18 protein-coding genes are annotated in these 21,170 nt (G+C 62.6%); 6 read left to right on the top strand and 12 right to left on the bottom strand.

Annotated elements, in window-relative coordinates; all coding sequences use genetic code 11:
* Nucleotides 1-28 precede the first annotated feature (28 nt).
* The 3 genes from BPRO_RS10405 to BPRO_RS10395 form a co-directional block, all read right to left on the bottom strand.
* Complete coding sequence (locus tag BPRO_RS10405; protein ID WP_011483017.1) at nt 29-1,606, bottom strand: malonyl-CoA decarboxylase; 1,578 nt, start codon at nt 1,604-1,606, stop codon at nt 29-31.
* On the bottom strand, nt 1,603-2,271 hold the full coding sequence (locus BPRO_RS10400) for a GntR family transcriptional regulator (protein ID WP_011483016.1): 669 nt from the start codon (nt 2,269-2,271) through the stop codon (nt 1,603-1,605). Before BPRO_RS10400 ends, BPRO_RS10405 begins: the two co-directional genes overlap by 4 nt.
* A 287-nt stretch (nt 2,272-2,558) precedes the next feature.
* Nucleotides 2,559-5,051, bottom strand: coding sequence for a patatin-like protein (locus BPRO_RS10395; RefSeq protein ID WP_011483015.1), 2,493 nt, complete (start codon nt 5,049-5,051; stop codon nt 2,559-2,561).
* A gap of 205 nt (nt 5,052-5,256) precedes the next feature.
* On the opposite strand from BPRO_RS10395, the gene BPRO_RS10390 reads away from it, so the two are divergent.
* Entirely contained in the window at nt 5,257-6,285 is a 1,029-nt protein-coding gene (locus BPRO_RS10390) for an IS630 family transposase (RefSeq protein WP_011483014.1), read from the top strand.
* Between the two features lie 201 nt (nt 6,286-6,486).
* Here the strand turns inward: BPRO_RS10390 and lgt are convergent, their stop codons facing one another.
* The 4 genes from lgt to BPRO_RS10370 all read right to left on the bottom strand — a co-directional run bounded on the left by lgt (nt 6,487) and on the right by BPRO_RS10370 (nt 10,753).
* Nucleotides 6,487-7,317 carry a prolipoprotein diacylglyceryl transferase gene (gene lgt / locus BPRO_RS10385; protein ID WP_011483013.1) on the bottom strand — a complete coding sequence of 277 codons (831 nt, stop codon included), beginning with the start codon at nt 7,315-7,317 and terminating at the stop codon, nt 6,487-6,489.
* Between the two features lie 66 nt (nt 7,318-7,383).
* Nucleotides 7,384-7,923, bottom strand: coding sequence for a GNAT family N-acetyltransferase (locus BPRO_RS10380; RefSeq protein ID WP_011483012.1), 540 nt, complete (start codon nt 7,921-7,923; stop codon nt 7,384-7,386).
* A 1-nt stretch (nt 7,924) separates the two neighbouring features.
* Nucleotides 7,925-8,527 (bottom strand): helix-turn-helix domain-containing protein, encoded by a 603-nt coding sequence (locus tag BPRO_RS10375; protein ID WP_157045775.1) that lies wholly within the window; start codon nt 8,525-8,527, stop codon nt 7,925-7,927.
* Between the two features lie 198 nt (nt 8,528-8,725).
* On the bottom strand, nt 8,726-10,753 hold the full coding sequence (locus BPRO_RS10370) for a penicillin-binding protein 1A (RefSeq protein ID WP_011483010.1): 2,028 nt from the start codon (nt 10,751-10,753) through the stop codon (nt 8,726-8,728).
* 526 nt (nt 10,754-11,279) lie between these two features.
* On the opposite strand from BPRO_RS10370, the gene BPRO_RS10365 reads away from it, so the two are divergent.
* A complete protein-coding gene (locus BPRO_RS10365) occupies nt 11,280-12,980 on the top strand; it encodes a SpoIIE family protein phosphatase (protein ID WP_011483008.1) in 1,701 nt (566 codons plus the stop codon).
* Between the two features lie 124 nt (nt 12,981-13,104).
* Here BPRO_RS10365 and BPRO_RS10360 read toward each other — a convergent pair whose 3' ends face one another.
* The 3 genes from BPRO_RS10360 to BPRO_RS10350 form a co-directional block, all read right to left on the bottom strand.
* A complete protein-coding gene (locus tag BPRO_RS10360) occupies nt 13,105-13,686 on the bottom strand; it encodes a DUF2889 domain-containing protein (protein WP_011483007.1) in 582 nt (193 codons plus the stop codon).
* Between the two features lie 311 nt (nt 13,687-13,997).
* On the bottom strand, nt 13,998-14,795 hold the full coding sequence (locus BPRO_RS10355) for a class I SAM-dependent methyltransferase (protein WP_011483006.1): 798 nt from the start codon (nt 14,793-14,795) through the stop codon (nt 13,998-14,000).
* A 265-nt stretch (nt 14,796-15,060) separates the two neighbouring features.
* A complete protein-coding gene (locus tag BPRO_RS10350) occupies nt 15,061-15,633 on the bottom strand; it encodes a tyrosine-type recombinase/integrase (RefSeq protein WP_232291554.1) in 573 nt (190 codons plus the stop codon).
* A gap of 896 nt (nt 15,634-16,529) precedes the next feature.
* Between BPRO_RS10350 and BPRO_RS10345 the strand changes: the two genes are divergently transcribed.
* From BPRO_RS10345 to BPRO_RS30105, 4 genes are all read left to right on the top strand, one after another.
* Nucleotides 16,530-16,853: a hypothetical protein gene (locus BPRO_RS10345; protein ID WP_011483005.1), complete on the top strand. Its 324-nt coding sequence runs from the start codon at nt 16,530-16,532 to the stop codon at nt 16,851-16,853.
* Nucleotides 16,854-16,949: 96 nt separating this feature from the next.
* On the top strand, nt 16,950-17,609 hold the full coding sequence (locus tag BPRO_RS10340) for a YukJ family protein (protein WP_011483004.1): 660 nt from the start codon (nt 16,950-16,952) through the stop codon (nt 17,607-17,609).
* Nucleotides 17,610-17,791: 182 nt separating this feature from the next.
* Complete coding sequence (locus BPRO_RS10335) at nt 17,792-18,079, top strand: DUF1330 domain-containing protein (RefSeq protein ID WP_011483003.1); 288 nt, start codon at nt 17,792-17,794, stop codon at nt 18,077-18,079.
* A gap of 250 nt (nt 18,080-18,329) precedes the next feature.
* Nucleotides 18,330-18,503, top strand: coding sequence for a hypothetical protein (locus BPRO_RS30105; protein WP_198141001.1), 174 nt, complete (start codon nt 18,330-18,332; stop codon nt 18,501-18,503).
* Here BPRO_RS30105 and BPRO_RS10325 read toward each other — a convergent pair.
* Together BPRO_RS10325 and BPRO_RS10320 are read right to left on the bottom strand one after the other, a co-directional pair.
* Nucleotides 18,481-18,972: a tetratricopeptide repeat protein gene (locus BPRO_RS10325; RefSeq protein ID WP_011483002.1), complete on the bottom strand. Its 492-nt coding sequence runs from the start codon at nt 18,970-18,972 to the stop codon at nt 18,481-18,483. The genes BPRO_RS30105 and BPRO_RS10325 overlap by 23 nt on opposite strands.
* Complete coding sequence (locus tag BPRO_RS10320; RefSeq protein ID WP_011483001.1) at nt 18,969-20,567, bottom strand: hypothetical protein; 1,599 nt, start codon at nt 20,565-20,567, stop codon at nt 18,969-18,971. Before BPRO_RS10320 ends, BPRO_RS10325 begins: the two co-directional genes overlap by 4 nt.
* Nucleotides 20,568-21,170 lie beyond the last annotated feature (603 nt).

Here is a 21,170-nt window from a genome sequence, read left to right as displayed (position 1 = left end):
ACGTGCGGAATCGATGTTAAGTACACATTCAAATGTACAAATCTTCGACCTCCCCTGATACGGGGATTTTCCCCTGTGCCAGCATGGCGCGGTGCTTGTCCAGGCGCTTGAGGTCGTAGAGGTAATTCACCATCAGGCCATACGACTGCTTGAGCCCTTTGGGCGAAGGATCTCCTGCCCAGTTGAGCCGTTCAATACGGGCGCCATTGCCGAGGTGAAAGCGCGCTACCGCATCGAGCGGTTTGCCGTCATCCAGAGCACGGCCCAGGTAATGCGCAGCGCATCGCAGCAGCATCAGTCGCACCGGTGATTTTTCATGCAAGGTCAGGGCACCCTCTGCAGCGCTGAGAAAATGCCCAACCCCCGGCGGCTCAAACCCCACGGCACGGCCCAGCGCCACCCTATCCTTCTCGCCCAGGCTCTCCAGCATGGCGCCAGCGTTCTTGGCAAGCCAGCTCCTGAAGCCCGGAATCGGCGAGAGCGTGGCAAACGTCCTGAGCCGCGGAAACTCTTCCTTCAGGGTCTCCACAACCCGCTTGATCAGGGAGTCGCCAAAGCTCACGCCGCGCAAACCAGCCTGTGTGTTGCTGATGGAATAAAAAATCGCCGTGGTCGCCTTGTTCACGTCCACCGCGTCGGCCGACTCGTCCAGCAGCGGCGTGATGCTGTGGGACATGGCATCGATCAACGCGACTTCCACAAATATCAGCGGCTCGTCGGGCAGGCGCGGATGGAAGAAGCCATAGCAGCGGCGGTCAGAGTCAAGCCGGTTCTTCACATCGGCCCAGCTCTTGATGTCGTGCACCGCCTCGTACTTGATCAGTTTTTCAATCAGGGATGCCGGGGAATCCCAGCTGATGCGGCGCAGGTCAAGGAAGCCGACGTCGAACCAGGTGGAGAACATGTACTCCATCTCGACATCCAGCGCCTGCAGGCGCTTGTCGGCCTTCAGGTAGGGCAGCATGTCGGCTCGCAAATCCACCAGAAAGCGGATGCCTTCCGGGAACGCGCTGAAGCGCTGGAGCAGGCGTCTGCGCGGTGACACCGTGGCACGGCGATAGCGCACCTCGGCAACGGCCTCGTCAGGCGTTCCGACGGCGGCGGCAAACTGGGCTTGTGCGAGCTTGACCTTCTGGGCGTCGGCAACAAACTGCTCGCTCATCAGGAGCCACATGTCGCGCCGCTCATTCAAGGCGGCGCCGGCATACCAGCCGGCAACACCCTTGGCTCGGCGCCCGCCTTCAACCTCGCTGACCTGCGGATCCACGATCGCCTTCAGCTCCTCCAGCGTCCGGCGCAAGACGCGCGGCGAGAGTGCCTCCTCCTTGTGCCGCAGCGTGGCATTAAGCCGCTCTCGGGTCGAACGGCCGGCAACCGGGGGCGGGGTTCGGGCATCGCCCGCTGCCGGCACACCGGCCCGCGCAGCAGGCGCCGGAGAGGCCTTCGGCGCCGTTGGCGCTGTTGGTGTTGTCGATGCTTTTGGTGTTGCTGGCGCCGTGGACTCGGCAGCGGAGTTTGGTGATTTTTCGGATGACATTTTCGCTCCGGCGTCGGGCACAACCCGCAACTTGGAAACACTTCGAGTGAGCCAGTCGGCGGCGCTCATGATGCCAACCTCGAACGCTGGTTGGCAGCCAGGCCGCGCAGCGCTTCACGCTGGCGCGTCAGGTGGGTGCGCATGGCGGCCTCCGCCCCTTCGCTGTCGCGGCTTTTCAGGGCCGCAAACACCGTCATGTGTTCCGACAGGCTTTGGGTCAGGCGGCCCGGCGCGCGCAACTGCTGCAGGCGCGCCAGCTTCAGTATCTTGCGCAGGTCGGCAATCGCCTGCGCCAGCCAGCGGTTGTTGGCCAGCAAAATAATCGCTTCATGAATGGCGTAATTGGTGGCGTAGTAGTCGTTGATGCGGCCCGCCTTGGCATGGCTGCTCAAGCGCGCGTGCAGGGTCGTCAGTTCCGCCAGGTCCGCATCGGTAGCATTGCGCGCCGCCTCGTAGGCGCAGCGGCCTTCCAGCAGCGCAATCACCGGGAAAATGTCGTCCAGATCCTGCTCGGTCACTTCGTTGACGAAGCAGCCCCTTCTGGGCTCATGGCGTAGCAAGCCCTCCGCCGTCAAGACCTTGAGCGCTTCGCGCAGCGGCGTGCGGGAAATCTTCAGGCTCTCGCACAGCGCGACCTCATCGAGAAACGTGCCCGGCATCAACTGGCCCGAGAAAATCTGCTCGCGCAAAGTATCGGCAACTTCATGATGCAGTGAATTCTGGACAAGTCGCATGGCAGGAACTCCCTCAAATTGACTTGAAAAATAGCCCTGACGGGCCGCCGCGGCACCTCTACCCAAATACGGCGAAAAAGCCGCTCCGAACCTGTGGGGGCCTCAAGGCCGGCACCATAATTTTGAGTAATTACGCGTAATTATGAACAAGTCGATGCGTGACCGCAAGTCTTGTTTCATCCGGACAAACCCTGTCCCCGCCTCACGTCACCCCGGCGCCAGCAGACGGGACGGGGACGGGGACGGTCGACAAGCGGTGGCGATGGCGCCCACGGATCGGGACCGGGTCAAAGGCGTGCGACGGCCTCCCCGAGTTGGGCCAGCAGCTCCGGGACGAACCTGAGCCGCTTGGCCTCCTCCTCAAGCACCTTTCCGAACGCACGTTTTTTCAGGGCGGCGATATCGAAATCGCCGCGTCTGTTCGCCGGAACCGTGCTCTCCAGAATATCGAAGAGCCGGTCCACCGCATGGAGCCGGCCCCACAAATAGTCATTTTCACGGATCGACCGGCTGAGAAAACCGCCAAAGCCGGCGAATGACCCGCCTTGCAGAACACTCTTCTGATCAGGGAGCGCGAGGGTGGTCGCATCTTCGGGGCTGATGCGGTCGATCAGAATTTCGTCGATCGGACCTGCGTCCAATGACAGGGCACTGGCCGTTGGGCGCAGGATGATGTCCCAGTAAAGGTAGCCGAGATAGCCGGTGAGTATGGCAACACGGCACCGCTCAGCCATACGCAGGAGCAAGGGGGATGCCAGCACGGCATCCGTATTGTCCATTGTCCGCTCCATGTCGCACTCCTGGCCCAGCCTTTCAACCAGCTTTGAGATTTCATCAAGGTCTTCCTTGCCAAGAAAATCAACTGCGCCAGAAACAATGTTCAATTTTTCATGGGCAAACCGGCCGACGAACAGCCTTCGGCACATGGAGACGGCCTGGCGACTCAAAAAATTCATGTCGTCATAAACCGACAACTCGTCAATGCATTTTTGTATTTTTATTTTCAACAGATCGAGAGACTGCGGATCGGTCGCACCGGAGTCATCCCCTGAAATATTTTGATAAAGATCATTGATTTCATGCAGAACAAAATTCAATCGCCTCTTTTTGTAGATGACGCCAAAATTCCCGATGATTTTTCCGAAGCTCGGCAACTCGGAATACTCATGAACATGTTCCGGCATGGAGTAAGAAGCGGCGATGATCCCCTGATTTCTGGCCCACGCCTCGACAATCTCCTGGATCCGGCGCGCGTCCCGCGAATCGGCAGCGTACTGACAGGCGCTGACAATGATCTGCACGATGAAGTCCAGCCCTTCAAGGACCAGAGAACGCACCCAGGCGTCATAGACAATCGCTGTACCGGACAGGAGGTTGATGGATGAGAGCCGCCAGTGCCGCAAGTCATCGACAGTGAATTCGCCCTTGAGCCCCCCCGCGGTCGCTTGCTCGATCATCTTCGCAACATGGGAGCGCGCGTCCAGGATGGCAGCCTTCAGGCGCCGGGCCTGCCGGTTGTACCGGCTGATCACTGCCAGTTCGTTGTAAACGGGATCGTGGCGAGGCAGATCCGAGAGCGCCGCGCGCAACGTGGCGAAAAAACCCGGAACACCATTGCCGGACACCGCTTTCTCGCGCCTGAGGTGAGGGTCTATGAAGACGAGGCGGCGATCCACTTCACGGAAAGCGCCATGGGTGCGGATGGCCTCCACACAGGCCATGATGGGCTTGTTGTCGAGAACGCTGCCATCGACCAGTACCGCGTCTTCGGGATTTTCTCCCAGCTCACGGTAGCGCCGGAAATTGCGATCCAGGAAGTGCGTGCGCGCCGGCCACGGCCTGTGGCGTTCGGCCAGAATGTCGTCGATCTCACGGATCTGCGCTGGCGGAAAGGCCCCGGGGTACGAGGCCGATGCCCGGGCTGCAAAGGCAAGAGACGGGAGATTATCAACATCAAAGTCGCTCTGCAGATGGCCGGTTCTGCGATGCTCCAGGCTGAAGCGAAGAACGTGGCGATGCTCCCTTTCATGCGCAACCGGCGGATCATGAATAAAGATGGGCCGGTCCAGCCCTCTGAAATCGGTCACGGTGACCAGAAGGTCAAGCCTTGCCCCCGTGGGCAACAGCGACTCCGAAGCCGAGCCGGTTTTCCCCATCGCCACCAGGCCATCCAGCATCAGCGCGGTCATGCGGCGACCGTCAAGCGGAGGCTTGAACCAGCGAGAGCGCAGAAAAACCGAGACCCGCTCCTTCATTTCAGCGTCGGCCTTCCCATGTAGCAAGCCCTCGCGGTCGAGCCGGGTCAGCAAGGGGCGCATGAGCGGCCAAAAATACCACTTGCTCCAGAGTCGCGCCCTGGCCTCGGGCGCCAGCAGATTGAGCATGTCGGCGTCGGTCAGCCACATGTCCGTGACAGGCGCCAGACTCAGGTCATGGGCCAGCGCCGTGGCCAGGGCCACGCCGTTGATGCCCCCCGCAGAGGCTCCCGCTATGACGTCGACGATGACCCGAAGATCAACGTCCCGCCCAAGGGTTTCCAGAAATTCGAGGTAAACGTCTCCGGTCGAGCTTTCCGGCTCATCAGGGTAATAGTCATGAAAACCAGACGCTGCGGACGCTGCGGACGCTGATTTTTCATCGCCCTCATAGGATTTATCCCTGTGGCAGATTTTTGACGCTCTGACCAGATTGAGGATTTCGCGATTAATACCGTGCTGGTAAATCGCCAGCGATACGCCGCCGAAGAAAACAACGGCCAACCGAAGTTCTTTTTCTTTCATCGCTGCGCTCGCTTTCAGCCCCCTTGGCAATGGGTGGCGAAATCGTTACGTCGCGTATCAGTCTGCCCCCCTGCGACCAAAAAAGCAACAGCCGGTAAAAACCGTCGACCGGTCACACCGGCCTTCTGCCGCGCAAACTCCTGGCCGCAATACGGTTCAGTTACTGATCTGTGCACAAAATAGTGCGGTAAAGCGTTAAGGATTGATGAAAATCGATGGACGCAAACTTGACCGGGCGACGCAAGCGCACTTGCGCAGACAAGTGGTGCTGGCGGTGCGAGGTGGCATGACGCAGGCCGAGGCCGCGCGGGTGCATGGACTGAGCCTGCGAGCGGTGCAAAAGGCCTGTGCGCGAGCGCGCGAAGGCTCGCTGCGAGCGCTCAAGGGCGATGCACGGGGCCGCCCGGCGGGCCACACGCTGCTCAGCCAAGCGCAGCAGGCCAAGGTGCGCGGCATCATCCTGGGCAAACTGCCCGACCAGCTCAAGCTGCCCTTCTATCTGTGGACTCGCCAAGCCGTCGCGCAGCTGGCCAAGCGCGAGTGTGGAGTCGATCTGTCGCCCACGACCGTGGGCCGCTATCTCAAGGACTGGGGCATGACGGCGCAAAAGCCCGTGCGCCGCGCCTATGAGCGCAACGACGCGGCCATTGCGGCCTGGCTTGCCGAGCAATACCCCCTGATTGCCAAGCAGGCCAAGCGCGAGGGCGCCCAGATTTACTGGGGCGACGAGATGGGGCTGCGCAGCGATCACGTCAGCGGCAAGAGCTACGCGCCGGCGGGCCAGACGCCGCTGATTCGGGCCACCGGTCAGCGCTTTGGCTGCAACATGATCTCGGCCATCACCAACAAAGGGGCCTTGGCCTTCATGGTCTTCGAGGGCAAGTTCAGGGCACCGCTGTTCGTTGAGTTTCTGCGCCGATTGCTCAAGCAAGTCGAAGGCAAGATCTGTCTGATCGTGGACGGTCATCCGGTTCACAAGTCCGGCGTCGTCAAGAGGTTTGTGCAAGCCAACGCGCAGCGGCTGCGCCTGATCTTGCTGCCGGGCTACTGCCCCGAACTCAACCCGGACGAGTTGCTCAACCAGGATGTCAAGACCAATGCGCTGGGCAAGAGCCGGCCGGCCAACAAGAGCGAAATGATCAAGGCCGTGCGCAGCCATCTGCACCGTCGCCAGAAGCAGCCCACGATCATTCGCAATCTGTTCAAAGAAAAACATGTCCGGTACGCCGCGTGATTCGTTACGCACTATTTATGGGCCGGCTCAGTAAGTTATTCACCCTGAATCGGAATGTCGGAATGACCAAAACCTTGACTTGTCATTGCGGGCCTGACCCGCAATCCATGGATCCCGGATCAAGTCCGGATGACAAGCCAGGGGCAAGGGCTTCACTGAACCGTATTGCTCCTAGCCGTCATCCCCCGCAGTTCACCCCGCTCAGGCGCGCGCAGCCGGCGCGGAAGCAGCTCGCTGGGAAGCCCACCACCACAGCCCTGCTCCACCCACAATCATGGGCACGCACAGCCACTGGCCCATGCTCAGCCCCAAGGCCAGGATGCCGAGAAAGTCATCAGGTTCGCGGAAATACTCGGCGATAAAGCGGAACACGCCGTAGCCCACCAGGAAGGCCCCGGAGACCTGCCCCATCTTGCGCGGCTTGCGCGCGTACAGCCACAGCAGCACAAACAGCAGCAGCCCTTCCAGCAGGAACTGGTAGACCTGAGACGGGTGGCGCGGCAGCATGGAGCCGCTGTTCCTGAACACCATGCCCCACGGCAAATCAGGCGAGCTGAATCGCCCCCACAACTCGCCATTGATGAAGTTGCCCATCCTCCCCGCCGCCAGCCCCGTGGGCACGCAGGGCGCAACGAAGTCCATGACCTGCAGCCACGGCCGCTGGCGCGTGCGCGCAAACCAGAACTGCGAGGCCAGCACACCCAGCATGCCGCCATGAAAACTCATGCCGCCCTGCCAGACCGCCAGAATTTCGAGCGGGTGCGCCAGGTAGTAGCCCGGTTTGTAGAACAGGCAGTAACCCAGGCGCCCCCCGATGACGACACCCATGACGCCCAGAAACAGGATGTCTTCAATGTCCTTGCGCGACCAGGCGCCCGGGCCGGTGATGGAGGCATAGGGTTCATGTCGGAGACGCCGGGTAGCCAGAAAAAAGAACAACCCGAAGGCTGCGAGGTAAGTCAGGCCATACCAGTGAATCGCCAGCGGGCCGAGTTGCAGGGCGACGGGATTGATTTGAGGGTGGATCAGCATGGGTTGCAATTGTGCACGCAAGCAGGCCACAAGTCGGGCATGTGGGTGATTGGCACCAGCCGAAGCTCAGCTGCCCAGCACCCGATAGAAGTAGGTGGTGTCGCACAGCCCGCCGTGCGGCAGCAGCGCATAGCCGGGAATCACGCCGCAACGCTGCCAGCCGAGCCGGGCATACAGCCGCTCGGCATCGCCGCTCGCGGTATCGAGCACCAGCAGTGACTTGCCGCACTCGTGCGCAAGCTGCTCGGCCGCTTGCATCAACAGCGCACCCAGCCCCTGGCGCCGGGCCCGGCGGTACACCAGCATCTTCGACACATCAGCGCGATACGGTTGGTTTTCGGGTTGGTCCAGCACCAGTTGCACAGTCCCCACGATGCCGTCGGCATCTTCGGCCACCAACAGGCCACGTTCGCCCTGCGCTACGCCATCCGCCACGCGGCGCCAGAACGCCAGCGCCTTGGGTCTGGACAAGGGGTGCATGTAGCTCACCGATGCGCCGCCGTCGACAGAGTCGATCAGCAGATCGGCCAGCGCCTGCACCTGTGCGTCGGTGACGGCCAGCAGCCGGCGAATGCGGGGGGTGGGGACTGGGGTGTTCATTGACATGTCATCTCCAGAGGGCGGCAGCGGTTGAAGGCAAGGTCGTGATCACGACGGCATAGCGCGCGGTCTTGCGAGTGGGGTTGTGGTAGCTCACAGGACGATCCAGCACCAGCGCCAGGCAGTCACCGGTGCCAAGCCGATGCTGGTCGTCACCCACAGTGACTTCGATGGAGCCCTCGAGCACCCACACCTGCTGGTGAATCTGTGCCTCCCGGGCGCCGGTTTCGTAGGCCACACGCGCTTTGGCAGGAAACGACACTTCAACGATCTGGATGGGCGAGGCAACGCCGCTGGGAGATACGTTTCTTCGTACATAGCCGGAATGGGGATCCCGCCACGACGGTTGATCAGCCAAACGCGCCACGGGATCTTTGGTGGGCTGGGGTGCCTCGAACAGCGATGCCAGCGGAACGTTCAGACCCGTGGCCAGTTTCTCAAGTAGCACGGCGGTTGGACTGCTTTCGCCCCGCTCAATCAGCGAGATCATGGAGCGGCTAACCCCACAGTGCGTGGCCAGGGCATCAAGCGAGAGGCTGCGAGCCGCCCGCAAATCCCGCACGCGTTGCGCAATGCGGTCGTTCAAGCTGGCTGACTTTTGCTCTCTCATGGTGGAATTATTTTCCATCATATTGGATTTCAGGTCAAGCGAGTGGCACGACCGCTTCACCGCGCAGACATGCGGCGTTGTTCGTTGTTGGGTATGCAGTTTGAAGGCGTTGCTTACTTATTAGCCAAATAAGCCAAATAAGCCTCTAGCTCAATAAACACGGGCGGCAAGCAACTACCCTTTTTGTAGCGTCTTCAGTCAGTTCCCCTGCAACTGCCGAAAGATCCTGCCAAACAAGCCATTCATGATCTCCATGACCGGCGCCTGCTCCGGCGGAGCGGGCCGTGGGCGCGGAATGTCGAATTCAGCGTTCTGGTCAAGCCAGCGGTTGCGAAAGCCTTGCTGAAAAACCTCGCCCACCATGGGCAGCGCGCTGCGGGCACCCTGCCCCCAGGTGCCCATGGTCACGCTGTTGTCGTTAAAGCCGACCCGGGCGCCGGCCACCAGTTGCGAGTTCATCATGATGAACCAGCCGTCGGTGTTGTCTTGCGTGGTGCCGGTCTTGCCGGCCACGTCGGCCTGGATGCCATAGCGCTGGCGAATGGCCGTGCCCGTGCCCTCGTCAATCACACCGCGCATCGCATTCACCAAAGTCAGCGCATGCGCACGCGGCATGGCCGGTTCGCGCTCCCTGACGGGCTCGAACTGCTCCAGCAGCCGGCCGTTGCGGTCTTCCACGCGCAGCACCAGCACCGGCGGCATATAACTGCCGCCATTGGCAATGGAGCCGTAGGCGGTGACCATCTCCAGCAGCGTGACGGGGCTGGTGCCCAGCGCGAGTGACGGCACCAGGTCCAGCTTGCTCTGCCGCACGCCCATGGCCTGCGCCAGCGCCCCTACTTTGGCTGGCCCCACCTTCTGCATCAGCTGGGCCGTGATGGTGTTTTTGGAATACACCAGCCCGTCGCGCAGGGTGGTGGGCATGTAAGTGGGCGGCGTTGCATCGCTGGGCGTCCACACCCCGGCGCCCTGCTGCGAGATGGCCACAGGCTGGTCGATCAAGGTGTCCAGCGGGTCCAGCCCCAGCATGAAGGCCGCGCCATAAACAAAGGGCTTGAAGGTCGAGCCCGGCTGGCGCCGCGCCTGGCTCACATGGTCAAACTGCTCCTGCGCAAAGTCGCGGCTGCCCACCCAGGCCCGCACGGCGCCGTTGCGCGGGTCGAGCGCGAGGAAGCCGGCCTGCAGCACGGGCCGCTCCTGCCCCGCCTTGCGCCGGCCGTCTGCCAGCGTTTGCAATTGCGCCATCTGCCGGGCCACCGCCTGGTTGGCCGCCTTCTGGATCTTGGCGTCGAGGGTGGTGCGCACCCGCAGGCCGTCCGAATGAATGTCGAAGCCCTTGTGGTCGGCCCAGGCAATCAGCCATTTGCGCAAGTGTTGGGCCACGTGCGGCGCCGGGCCCAGCGCCTCGGTCTGCCGCTCAAAGTCTAGCTTGAGCGGCCGTTTGGCCAGCACCTCAACCCGGGCCGGGTCCAGCTTGCCGTGCTTGGCCATCTGCGCCAGCACCAGGTTGCGGCGCTGCACGGCGCGCTCCGGGTTCAACACCGGGTTGTAATAACTCGTGCCCTTGAGCATGCCGATCAGCGTGGCGCTCTCCAGCACATCCAGCTTGTAGGCCGACTTGTCGAAATAGGTGCGCGCGGCCATTTCGATGCCGAAGGCGTTGTACAAAAAAGGCACGGTGTTGAGATAGGTCTCCAGGATCTCGCGCTTGGAATACACCGCCTCGATCTTCAGCGCGGTGATCGCCTCCTTGACCTTGCGCGTGATGCTGGTGGCGCGGCCGATCTCCTCGGGGTACAAGTTGCGCGCCAGCTGCTGCGTGATGGTCGAGCCACCCTGCAAATCGCCCGACAAGGTACTGAGCACCGCCCCCGCGATACGCCGGAAGTCGATGCCGTGGTGCTCGTAAAATCGGTGGTCTTCTGTGGCGATCAGCGCGTTAACGACGTTGGGCGAAATCTTGTCCAGCGTCACCCACTGCCGGTTGATACGCCTGTACTCGGCCAGCACCGTGCCATCAGAAGCCAGCAGCACCGAGGGCGTTTCAGACTTGGCCTTGCGCAAGTCGCCAATGCCGGGCGTGAACGGAATCAGCACCAGTACATAAAGCAGCATCAGCGCCGGCAGCACCAAAGCCGCCCGCACGGGGTGCCGCCTGATGGCGCCCATGAGGCGGTGGAACTGTTCAGCGGTAAAAGTGGCTGCGCGGTGCAGGGCCGGGGTCATGGACCAAGTTTAAGGTGACAGTCAACCCAGTTTGTAACTTTGCCGACCCTTCGGTGTTACATCTGGCTGCAGTCTCGTGGAATGGTCACCATAAGCTGCTCTTTTATAGCAAGAAGAACTCGCCTGCGACTCAATCACCGAAGTCCCGGGCTCGACCCAATACTGTTCAGTTAAGCCCTTGCCTCTGGTTTGTCATCCCGGACTTGATCCGGGATCCATGGATTGCGGGTCAGGCCCGCAATGACAAGTCAACGTTTTTGTCATTCCGGCTCAGGGTGAATAACTTAACTGAACAGTATTGGGGCTAGACCCAGGATCCATCACCTGTAACCGGCGCATCAATCCGCAGTTGCCGCCAGGCAGCGCAGAGAGAATAATACGGCGCGGGACCTTCAATCCCAATACGGCAGCGGCAACTCGATCAACGAGGAGAAAAACCGATGATGCGTATAGAAGAAAAAGAAGAAAAACAGGGCGACGCACGGCATGTGTGGCACACCGCCTGCGACCCTTTCCCTCGCACCCCATGACGCCCGACCCCGCCCCGCTCGCGCTGGTGGTGGACGACCAGCCGGTGACCCGCCTCATGGTGAAGCGGGCGCTGGAGCGCTTCGGCTGCGCTCCGGTACTGGAGGCCGCCGACGGGATCGCGGCGCAGGCGATCCTGCGTGAGCACCCGGATGTCGCGCTGGTTCTGACGGACATCATGATGCCCAGGATGGACGGGCTGGAGCTGCTGCACTGGGGGCGCGAGACGGTGCCGGGTGCCATCTGGATCGTCCTCTCCGGGCTGGACACCTTCGACTCGGCGGTGGCGGCGATCCGGTTCGGGGCGTTCGACTTCCTGCCGAAGCCGCCGCGGCTGGAAGAGATGGAGGTCTCGGTGCGCAACGCGCTGGAGCGGCGGCGGCTGCTGGCGGAGCAGGCGCGGCTGCACGCGGAGCTGCAGCGAAAGGTGCGGGAGCTGGAGGAGAAGTCGGAGCTGCTGCGGCGCGACCTGGAGCGGGCGGAGGTGATCCAGCGCGCGCTTCTGCCGGGCAGCCCGCCGCCGGTGGAGAGCTACTGCGTCCAGGCGGTCTACCGGCCGGGACAGCACGTGGGCGGTGACCTCTACGACGTGGTCCGGCTCGGCGAGCGGCACCTGGCCTTCTACCTGGCGGACGCCACCGGTCACGGCGTCACCTCGGCGATGCTCTCGGTGCTGTTCAAGCAGCGGCTGGTGCTGGTGGACCCGGAGACGGGCCGCGCGCTGGCACCGGCGGCGGTGCTGGACGCGGTGAACCGCTCGCTCTGCCAGTCGATCGAAGCGCCGGGTCTCTTTGTGACCGCCGTCATTGGCCTGCTCGACACGGTGGAGGGTAGCGTGACGCTGGCATCCGCGGGGCACCCGCCCGTGCTGCACGTGCGCGAGGGCCGGGAGACGCGCCTGATCCGGCGCACGGGGCCGGCGCTGGGGCTGGCGCTGGATGCACGCTTCCACGAGGAGCGGCTCTGGCTGGCGCCGGGCGATCGAATGCTCCTCTACACCGATGGGCTCCTCCCGTCGGGGACGGAGCGGGAGCTGGAACGGCTCAAGCGGGTACTCTCCATGCCGCTCTCCAGCGCGCAGGAGATGTTGGGGGAGTTGCGCGGTGGCGCCGCCACGGACCCGGACCCGGACGACGTGACCCTCCTCCTGATCGACGCGCACGCCGGCCCCTCCTCGTTCGACAACGGCGCCGCGAGCCCCAACCTGACCGCCTCGGGCGCGGCGCAGCCGGGCGGCGAGGTCGTCTTCTACGGAGAGACGGAGGACGCCGTGCACCTCGCGCTGCGCGGCCGGGCCACCTGGATGCACTGCGACGCCTTCTACGAGACCGCGCGTGCCGTACTGGAGGAGGGGCGGCCGCTGGTGCTGGACCTCTCCGGCTGCGACTACCTGGACAGCACCTGCCTCGGCACGGTGCACGAGCTGGTCGGCCGGGGCCGCGTGGTGCTTGCGGGGGTGACGCCTGTGGTGCGCGCGCTCTTCGAGGAGCTGAGCATGGATCGGGTGCTGGCCAGCATCCGCGAGGACGTTACCGCCGCGCCCGAGCTCTACGCGCTGAGCACCCGGCACGACGACCCGGCGGCGTGGCGTCAGCGGATACTGCACGCGCACGAGGCGCTCTCAGGGCTGAGCGAGCACAACCGCGAGGAGTTCCGGGGGGTGGTCGAGTCGCTGCGCGGGGAGATAGACGGCGGATGATCGCCTGCGCAGATCCCGCCTGGTCCGCGCGCCGGGGCGCGTGCCGATGAACCCGCGCATCAATCAAGGCGCGGCCGGCACGGCGACTTCAACAAGACCCGGGCCGGCGGCCCCCCCTTCTTACTCAGCCCTGCCGCTTCAGCGGCTGCCAACCCGCAAATTTGGGGTAGTGCCGCTGCACCACCGGTCCGTCGAAATCCCAGGCGATGCATTTGCCCAGGTGGTAAGGCGGTCCGGCGTTTTCAGGCTCGGGCAGGCCGGCTTGCCTGCGCAGGCGGTCACGGTAAGCGGGAATGGTCTGGTAGGCAGCCGTCGCCATGTTGAACAGCAACTCGCGCAGGTGCGTGCAACCCTTGATGCCGCCCAGCGCCCGCTCAATGGCCTGGCGCCAGCCCGGCCCCATGGTCACGCCCACCATCTGCTGCATCGGGTCCTTGCCCTGCTGGCATTCGCCAAAAGGCGTGTGGTCCATCGAACTGGCGATCTCGCGGATCGTCAGGGTGTCGTCCACCGTCGCCCGAATCGCCATGCCGTGAAGAGGCGTGCCCGGCGCCAGCTCGCCCTGCTCGAAGCGCTCCAGCGCATATGTCTTGGTGTCGGTCAACTCGGCCTCAATGTCCCACAGGCCGTCCTCGCGGTGGTAGCCGCGAAAGACGACGGCGCGTGTGTGCAGGTGGGATCGGGCTTGGGGTGCAGGCAGTGGCATGGGGGGTATTGATTCAGGGCAGATGAACCATTTTCCCAGCAAGTTGCGGGCGCTGGAAATCGTTGACCATCATTCCGGTTGTAACTGATCAGCGATGCTGAGAAGGACTACTTTAAGGAGATTTATCTGTAGCTCAACAGTCCACCCTTTGCGGTCACTGAGAAATGAGCTTCGAACGACGGGACTGCAGCGTTTGCTGCCGATCATCGGTGTCGGCTTACCGGCAACCCAATTAATTTCCAGCCCACGGTCGTTCATGACCGGCTCTTGACGACCCATTGCAGAGAGTCAGAACAGCGTTAAGCTGCCGCTCAGTGGGATGAAACTTCGCCGCGCACAGCCCAGAACGAGGTGGTCAGGGCACGCGGACCATCTGCCATGCCGCACAGATACGCCGCTCGAACGTGACGCTCCAATTCCCCGCGTTTTGAGTTCCCGAGATTTGTCACATAGCTTCCAGTCTTGCCCTGTCCCGTGAGGAACGTGGACCAATAGTCCTCGAACGACTGGTACTCAAAGATCGCGCTGAGTTGCTCCTCAACGATGTCGTGGAAGCCCACGGTGGCGAACAATCTCGCCAGGCCGCCCGGCCATCCCAACGGCTTGGAGACCATCTCGTCGCGCATGGCCGCCCCCTCCGGATCGAGCACCGCGGCAGCGTCCCAAACCAGACTGAACGGTGTCCAACCGCTGCGGAAGTTGTTGACCACCACCGCGACAACACCCCCTGGCTGGGTGACTCTGCGCATCTCGCGCAAACCCTGTACCGAGTCGGGCAACACATCCAGGGCGAGCATCGAGAGCGCGCGCTCGAACACCCCCTCCTGATATGGAAGATCAAGAGCATCGCCAACGAGAAAAGTGATCGCAGGGTCTGCGGTGACGCGCCGCGCGAATTCCACATACGGCGCCGAGAGGTCGATGCCAGTCGCTACTGCGGTCGCCGCCGCTATTGCGCGCGTCAAATGCCCGGTCCCGCAACCGACGTCAAGCGCTCGCTCACTCGCCGAGACACCGGCGAACCGCACAAATGCAGGAGCAAGACGCTGACTGCCTCGGCCAACATAGCCTTCATAGGCCTCCGGGTCGGTCGCCACAAACGTTGCCATGTCAGCCCTCCTCGCAGATCGAATGCAGGTCATTTTACGCCGCTTCGCGCCCGCGGGGACATGTGAAGGTCTGCTTTCGTTTGCTCGCGCGAAGGTCGGCTCATGGCCGACAGTGCGAATACGCGGCCATTCCAAAAGCAGCCTTTGAGCGCGAGGGCTTGGCCGACGATGGCGTTGTCGCCGGGTTCAGGCGAAGGCGAAACGGATTGGGCCGCCCGATTGGCTTTTCAGCGTCGACTATCGGGCGGCCTGTACTACTCTTCGATCAGATTTCAGTCTGTTCGGAGATCTCCAAAGCGTCGTCTACCTCGATACCGAGATACCGTACCGTCGACTCCAGCTTGGAATGCCCAAGTAGAAGCTGCACGGCGCGCAGGTTCTTTGTGCGCCGATAGATCAACGTCACCTTGGTGCGTCGCATCGAGTGCGTACCATAGTCTGCGGTATCAAGTCCAAGTTCCTCGACCCAACCCTTGAGGATTCGAGCGTACTGCCGCGTTCCCAGATGTGGCGAGTCGTGAATACGACTGGGGAACAGGAAATCCTCGGACTTCAACCCCGCTTGCTTGATCCACTTCTGTACGACTTCACGGGTCGCCAGCATGATTTCGAACTGCACAGGGCGCTGGGTCTTGTGCTGCATCACCACGGCGCGGGTTGCCACCTGATCGCCGTGGCAGATGTCCCGGACCTTGAGATTGACAAGGTCGCAACCGCGCAGCTTGCTGTCGATTCCCAGGTTGAAGAGAGCGAGTTCGCGCACGCGGCTCTGCATTTGCAGGCGAACTCGAAGTGCCCAGATGTCTTTGAGTTTGAACGGAGCCTTCTGGCCGACGATCTTGCCCTTGTTTCATGGCTCGCGATGAACTGTGTTGGCAACGGCTTCCATGATGGACTCCCATTAAGTTGAGGGCCACCAACGATGCCTCGAAACGAGAAACTATTCGCTTGCCGTGGGTCAAGACGGCAGACGGATGAATGAGCCGGCTAGACTGTGGCGCCGAGAGTAGGCTTCCCTCCTGCTCAACAGCAGCCAACGATGGATAGGAGTGCGTCGTGAATCGCTGGTCGACGAGCTGCTCTGGTGTCAGCTCCTTGAACCACCGTTTTGCCCGAGAAGACAGCGGCACATTGCTGACATTGATCACGCAGGGTTCAATGAAGCCGTGGACCGTTCTTGAACGATCGCGCGCAGGATTTCGGTGGCGGTTGTCATAAAGGGCTCCATCAAGAGGGAATGGGAAAACGTCGGCGCGCACCACGGACGCGTCGACAGGAGGGGGAATCCACGGCACGAGGCCGACGGCACGGGAATCTGGGGAGGACTTGCGGCGCATCACTCGGGCGTCGAAGCAATCGAATCGGAGTCCGCGGAGCGTTCGCGCGCGGGTACCGGCTATACGCTCCGTCGGGTGGACAGCTGCCGGCAAGTCTGCGTCTGTCGCTCGCGTCAAACGCGACTGAATCAGTACCGGCGATGCAGCCGTCGATGGCCGCGGGTTGGCTTAGCGGCATCGCGGGCGTACTGTTGGGCGTGGTCGGCGATCTGGAGGGCAATTGCCCCGCTGTCATCAACAGAAAATGGTATTAATCCCATCATCGGTTGATCGCACTTGACAATCTTGATTACCCGTATCACTGTCGGTCCGTTAACGCCCATCACCGAAACCGGAGACTGTGACGGCGAAGTATCCATCTTCCTTCGGTTTCATGCTTTGCAGAGGAGTGCGAACGATGAGAGTTCATGTCATCTTTCTTGCAGTCGCAATGCTTGGATTTGGCACACCGGCGTTGAAGGCCGAAACTGTGCAGCTCAAGTGTGAGTTCTGGCACAAGCGCTTGGGTCAAATGGACGACAAGACGTTTCTGATCGATTCCGACGCTCGGACCTGCAACGGGGAACCCTGCAGGATTTCTGACGCCGAGCTCAGATGGCACGAGGAAGGTGGGCGTGTGGAGTTGAAGATGGATCGCGTGGCCGGTGAAGGTGTCCTCACTTTTCAGTCAGACGAGATGGTGCTGTTCAAGAATTGCAAGGCCGCCAAGGCCAAGTCGTGATTGGCGCTTGGGCAGGGTCGCGCTACGCCGGAAGGCCGGCTCCGCGCCACTGAGCAAGCACGTCAGGTTTCTTCAATCGCCTGAGGGGAACGCACAGTGGGACTTACCAACGGCTATGGCCTTGTGATCGGGCAGAAGTCCAACTACTTCCGCGACCCTCCCGACAACTTTGGGCGTTACTACCATGGGAATGTCACCGTTCACACACCAAATGGCGACTATCACTGCGCCATCGATGTGGACCCGAAATTCATGCCGGATGGCGTTCAATGGCGCGTCGTCCAGATCCGGCCAATTGATTTTGCAGGTCTCAAGGCACTGCCCGATGGCTGGCATGCACTTCTATCCACACCAACTTCAGGCGCCCTGGACTACATCAGATCACGGGTGCTTCATCCACCGATCCTGTTCTGGAATGTCCGTTACGACAGCTGCCTCGCCTGGTTTCTCAACTTTGTGCGGTGGAATCCGCCGTGGAAGAGTGGTACTGGCATTCAGGCGTTGACCGACCTGGAAGCCGTGATCTCGCAGGGCGTGAGGTTCTATGTCTTTGGCGAGCCTTTTACCAGCGGACTCGGTGTCCACAACATTCACCAGAACCAGGGTGATCCGGTTGGCGGGGGCCACGATGCCGAGAACGCCATATGGCAGGATGGTGCAACCATCGTCGAAACAAGCCAGGGCAACTTCATTGGCTTCCTGAACAAGTTCAAGACACAGTCATTCAAGACCGATGACTTCGGGCGTCCGAAATGATCCATCAAGCCATGACGTAGGGCGCGCAGGGCATGCCGCAAGAAAGACGTGCCGCGCTTGTCGACAAGCCCTGAGCCAGGTACCAGGTACAGCATTCAACGGTGCCTCAACCCATGGGCAGCCACGCTGGACAGGCAGCCCGGTTTGCCGCACGATGTATGGTTTTCTTCGAGGAGAAATTCATGTCCGCTTACATCATTGCCGACACCCACATCACCAACCCTCAGATCTACGACGAATACAAGCGACAAGTGGCGCCTTTGATCGCAAAGTTTGGCGGGAGGTTTCTGGTGCGCGGCGGTCACCACGAACTTCTCGAGGGGAGTCTTCCGGTGCAGCGCCTCGTGGTGATCGAGTTTCCGAGTATGCAGGTACTGAAGGACTGGTATCACTCGCCGGAGTACGCACCCTTGCTCGCCATGCGTCAACCGGCAGCAACCGATCATCTCATTGCCGTTGAAGGCTGCTAGCCCGAACATTTCGTACCAGCCGTTTAACGACGCTCAACCAGGCATGTAAGCATGGAGAGCATGCGAATTCTTGCGCTCCAAATTCGCCACTCGCACAATGAACGGGTGACCGGGCGGGGCGCCAGGCCCGCGCTCGACGAATCGGCGAGTACCAATAAGTGGCGCACGTTCACCAGCCTCCCCATTCCGCCCAAGACGGCGGCGAAGTGATGCTGGACCTGTCCCGCGACAGCCGCACAGCGGTAATGCCATGAACAGGGCCGCGGACTCGAGCTGCGGCACGGCCGACATCAATCCCGCGCAGGATCTGGGCTTCATGTACAACCGCAACCTGGCGGATCCCGACGGCCACGTCTGGGAGGCCATGTGGATGGACCCGGCGGCCATTCCTTCGGGAGAGCTCAAGGCGGCCGCGCCGCCTTGATGGACTTGAACTCGGCGATCGCCGTCTCCAGATCCTTCAACTCGTCGCACGGCACCAGGCACAGCGAGCGCAACGCGGCCAGGTGCCGCTCGGCGCCGGCCAGGTCCTCGACCATCAGATACGCCTCGCCGATGTACTCGTGGGCGCCGCGGTGGTCGGGCTTGATGGCCAGCGCGCGCTTGTAGTGCTCGAACGCCTTGTCCATCTGGCGCAGCTTGCGGTGCGTGAAGCCGAGTTCGTTGTGCACATCGGCCGCGTCCGGAAAGCGTTTGAGCGCGGCCTGGTAACGCCGCAACGCGGTGGCCGGGTCACCGGCCTTGAGCGCCGCGCGGCCGGCTGCGTAGTCGGCGTCGACCAGCAGCGCCTGGTCGTCGGAGTCTTCCGACTGCACCGCGCCGCCCCTTTGCGACAGCGGCAGCAGCAGCGCCAGGGCTGCTGCCGCGAGGCCCGCTCGCCGAAAGCGATTCATCGGCTCGCCAGGTAGGTCTTGGCGCGCGTGATCTCGGGCAGGGGGGTGTCGGCGTCGCGCGTGAGTTCGACCAGTCTGGCGTAGTGCGCGCGCGCCCTGTCGCGCCGGCCCGCTGCGTCGGCGGCGGCGGCCGCGCCGGCATAGCCGCGCAGGCGGTTGGGCTCGCGCACTTGCGACTGCTCGAACTCCTTGAGCGCGGCGGCCGGCTGCTTGAGATCCATCAGCATCTCGCCCAGCAGTTCGCGCGCCGGCACGACGCGGCCGGGCGTGACGATGTGTTTCTCGCTGCGATCCTCCATGTCGGCTGCGGCGCGCATCAGTCGCAGGGCCTCGTCGTGCTGGCCCTTGGCCTTGGCGATCCAGGCCGCGGCGGCGATGCGCTGGACCTCGACCTCGGTGGCCCAGTAGTTGTTCTTGGCTTCGACGAGCGCCTTGTGCTGTGCCTCCAGGCGCTGCGCCTCCTGCTCGGCCGCGGCCACGTCGCCCATACGTGCGGCGCCGAGCGCGCGCGAGAAACTCGTAATGGCCTCGCAATGAGCGAAGGCCGTGCCTTGCGGCACGAGCTGCGCCGCGGCGGCCCAGTCGCCCCGTTCGAGCGCCAGCCGCGCAGGCATGGCCGCCGCGGCATAAGGGCCCGCGAACTGCGCCACCTTGGCGCCGTCGGCGCTCTTGAATTCTTCCATCACGCGCCGTGCTTCCTGGTCGCGGCCGAGCTGAAGCTGGGCATAGACCATGTAGTCCGCGGCATGGTAGGCGTTCGCGGCGTCGGCGGGATCCTTCTTTGCCACGTCAGCCGATCGGCGGTTCGTGCTCACCGAGTCCGTCCAGGCTCCCACGCGAGTGAAGATGTGCGAGGGCATGTGTAAGGCATGCGGGGCGTCGGGCGCGATGCCCGCATAGCGGCGTGCGGCAGGCAGGCCCTTGGCGGCGATCGGCGGCGCGTCGTAGCTGTGGATCAGGTAATGCGCGACGCCCGGATGGTCTGGATATTTGACTAACTGCTTCTCCAGCACTGTGGCTGCCTTCAAGTAGGCTGCGTAGGTCTGGTCGGCCTGCGACTGGGTGCCGGCGATGTAGAGAGCCGCGAAGATCTGCGCCTCGTCATCGTCGGGGTATTTCGCTGCCAATGCCTCGAAGGCCTGAGCGCGCGCAGCCTGTCGCGCTCGTTCAGGCTTGTTGGCAAAGTCGGCGTAATAGCTGGCGACGGCCTCGATGTAGTCGCGTTCGCGCTGCGTCTTGGCGCCCACGCGCCGGCCTTGTTCGATCGCCGCCGCGGCAGTCTCGGCGGCCTTCGGCGATGCGCCTTGCCCGGCGAGCGGGTTGTTCATCAAGATCGCCGCGATGCCGAAGGTGGCGACGCCGCAGGCGGGATCGTCCTCCAGCACGTGGCGGAATGCCTTCTCGCCGGCCGAGAACCAGAACGAATGCAGCATCGCGACGGCGCGTTGCAACTCCTTCTGCACCTTGGCGTCGCAACTGTTGGCAAAAGCGACCTTGCCGAGCTGGCCTTTGCCCTCTTCCACTTCGTGGCCGAGCGACGGACCGGCGAGAACCAAGGTGAGTGCGGCTGCAGCCGCGACGGGCGTGATGCGCATGGTGGGCTCCTTGTGTCGGCGCAGAACGGCTCGTGGGAAGGCCCCGCGAACCGCCTGGCGCGACGATTGTGCGCCCGGCCACCACCGAATGCAAGCAGCGCCCGAAAGCAGCGTCTGGCAGAGAGGGGCCGGGCGCGGCTCCTTGGACAGCTTGGAGGTCAGGACGGCAGTTCGCCGGCACGCTCGCGCTGGCGCGAGCGGTCGGCATCAATTCAGCCCGCTGTCTCGGTAGACTAATGCGATACCGAGTTTGATCTGTCGCCAATGTTCTGGCCAACGTCGGCTTCCGGGCACGTCCGCGAAGGACGGTTATTGGCCGTCAGCCGTGGTTCCTCATGTTCGCCGAAAGCAGCCTTTGGAAGATCAGGCTCTCGCCGCGTAGGGCAGCTTACGGGCGCGGTAGCGACCTCACACTCTCGGCCAGGAGCAGCCACTCGTGTCTTTCGACCGAACGGCTGCTTCAGATTGGGCTCTGTCGTTTGGACTAAGGGTCTGAGTGTTAGCTTTTAGTCGATGCCCGCCAGTGACGGTCGAGCAGGCCAGCTGCACGTTTGTAGCGTGTTAACGTCGGCGAGTGCGCGAGGAGATCTCGCTGCACCAAGG

Source organism: Polaromonas sp. JS666 (genome assembly GCF_000013865.1).
In the GTDB taxonomy this organism is placed as follows: domain Bacteria; phylum Pseudomonadota; class Gammaproteobacteria; order Burkholderiales; family Burkholderiaceae_C; genus Polaromonas.
This window is presented reverse-complemented; position numbering and strand designations above follow the sequence as displayed.

Bases quoted from the DNA above. Each gene is read 5' to 3' on its own strand.
- BPRO_RS10390 (WP_011483014.1), top strand. From the start codon at position 5,257: ATGAAAATCGATGGACGCAAACTTGACCGGGCGACGCAAGCGCACTTG.
- lgt (WP_011483013.1), bottom strand. From the start codon at position 7,317: ATGCTGATCCACCCTCAAATCAATCCCGTCGCCCTGCAACTCGGCCCG.
- BPRO_RS30105 (WP_198141001.1), top strand. From the start codon at position 18,330: ATGAACAGGGCCGCGGACTCGAGCTGCGGCACGGCCGACATCAATCCC.
- BPRO_RS10360 (WP_011483007.1), bottom strand. From the start codon at position 13,686: ATGCCACTGCCTGCACCCCAAGCCCGATCCCACCTGCACACACGCGCC.
- BPRO_RS10335 (WP_011483003.1), top strand. From the start codon at position 17,792: ATGTCCGCTTACATCATTGCCGACACCCACATCACCAACCCTCAGATC.
- BPRO_RS10380 (WP_011483012.1), bottom strand. From the start codon at position 7,923: ATGTCAATGAACACCCCAGTCCCCACCCCCCGCATTCGCCGGCTGCTG.
- BPRO_RS10320 (WP_011483001.1), bottom strand. From the start codon at position 20,567: ATGCGCATCACGCCCGTCGCGGCTGCAGCCGCACTCACCTTGGTTCTC.
- BPRO_RS10355 (WP_011483006.1), bottom strand. From the start codon at position 14,795: ATGGCAACGTTTGTGGCGACCGACCCGGAGGCCTATGAAGGCTATGTT.
- BPRO_RS10400 (WP_011483016.1), bottom strand. From the start codon at position 2,271: ATGCGACTTGTCCAGAATTCACTGCATCATGAAGTTGCCGATACTTTG.
- BPRO_RS10375 (WP_157045775.1), bottom strand. From the start codon at position 8,527: ATGAGAGAGCAAAAGTCAGCCAGCTTGAACGACCGCATTGCGCAACGC.
- BPRO_RS10365 (WP_011483008.1), top strand. From the start codon at position 11,280: ATGACGCCCGACCCCGCCCCGCTCGCGCTGGTGGTGGACGACCAGCCG.
- BPRO_RS10395 (WP_011483015.1), bottom strand. From the start codon at position 5,051: ATGAAAGAAAAAGAACTTCGGTTGGCCGTTGTTTTCTTCGGCGGCGTA.
- BPRO_RS10370 (WP_011483010.1), bottom strand. From the start codon at position 10,753: ATGACCCCGGCCCTGCACCGCGCAGCCACTTTTACCGCTGAACAGTTC.
- BPRO_RS10325 (WP_011483002.1), bottom strand. From the start codon at position 18,972: ATGAATCGCTTTCGGCGAGCGGGCCTCGCGGCAGCAGCCCTGGCGCTG.
- BPRO_RS10405 (WP_011483017.1), bottom strand. From the start codon at position 1,606: ATGAGCGCCGCCGACTGGCTCACTCGAAGTGTTTCCAAGTTGCGGGTT.
- BPRO_RS10345 (WP_011483005.1), top strand. From the start codon at position 16,530: ATGAGAGTTCATGTCATCTTTCTTGCAGTCGCAATGCTTGGATTTGGC.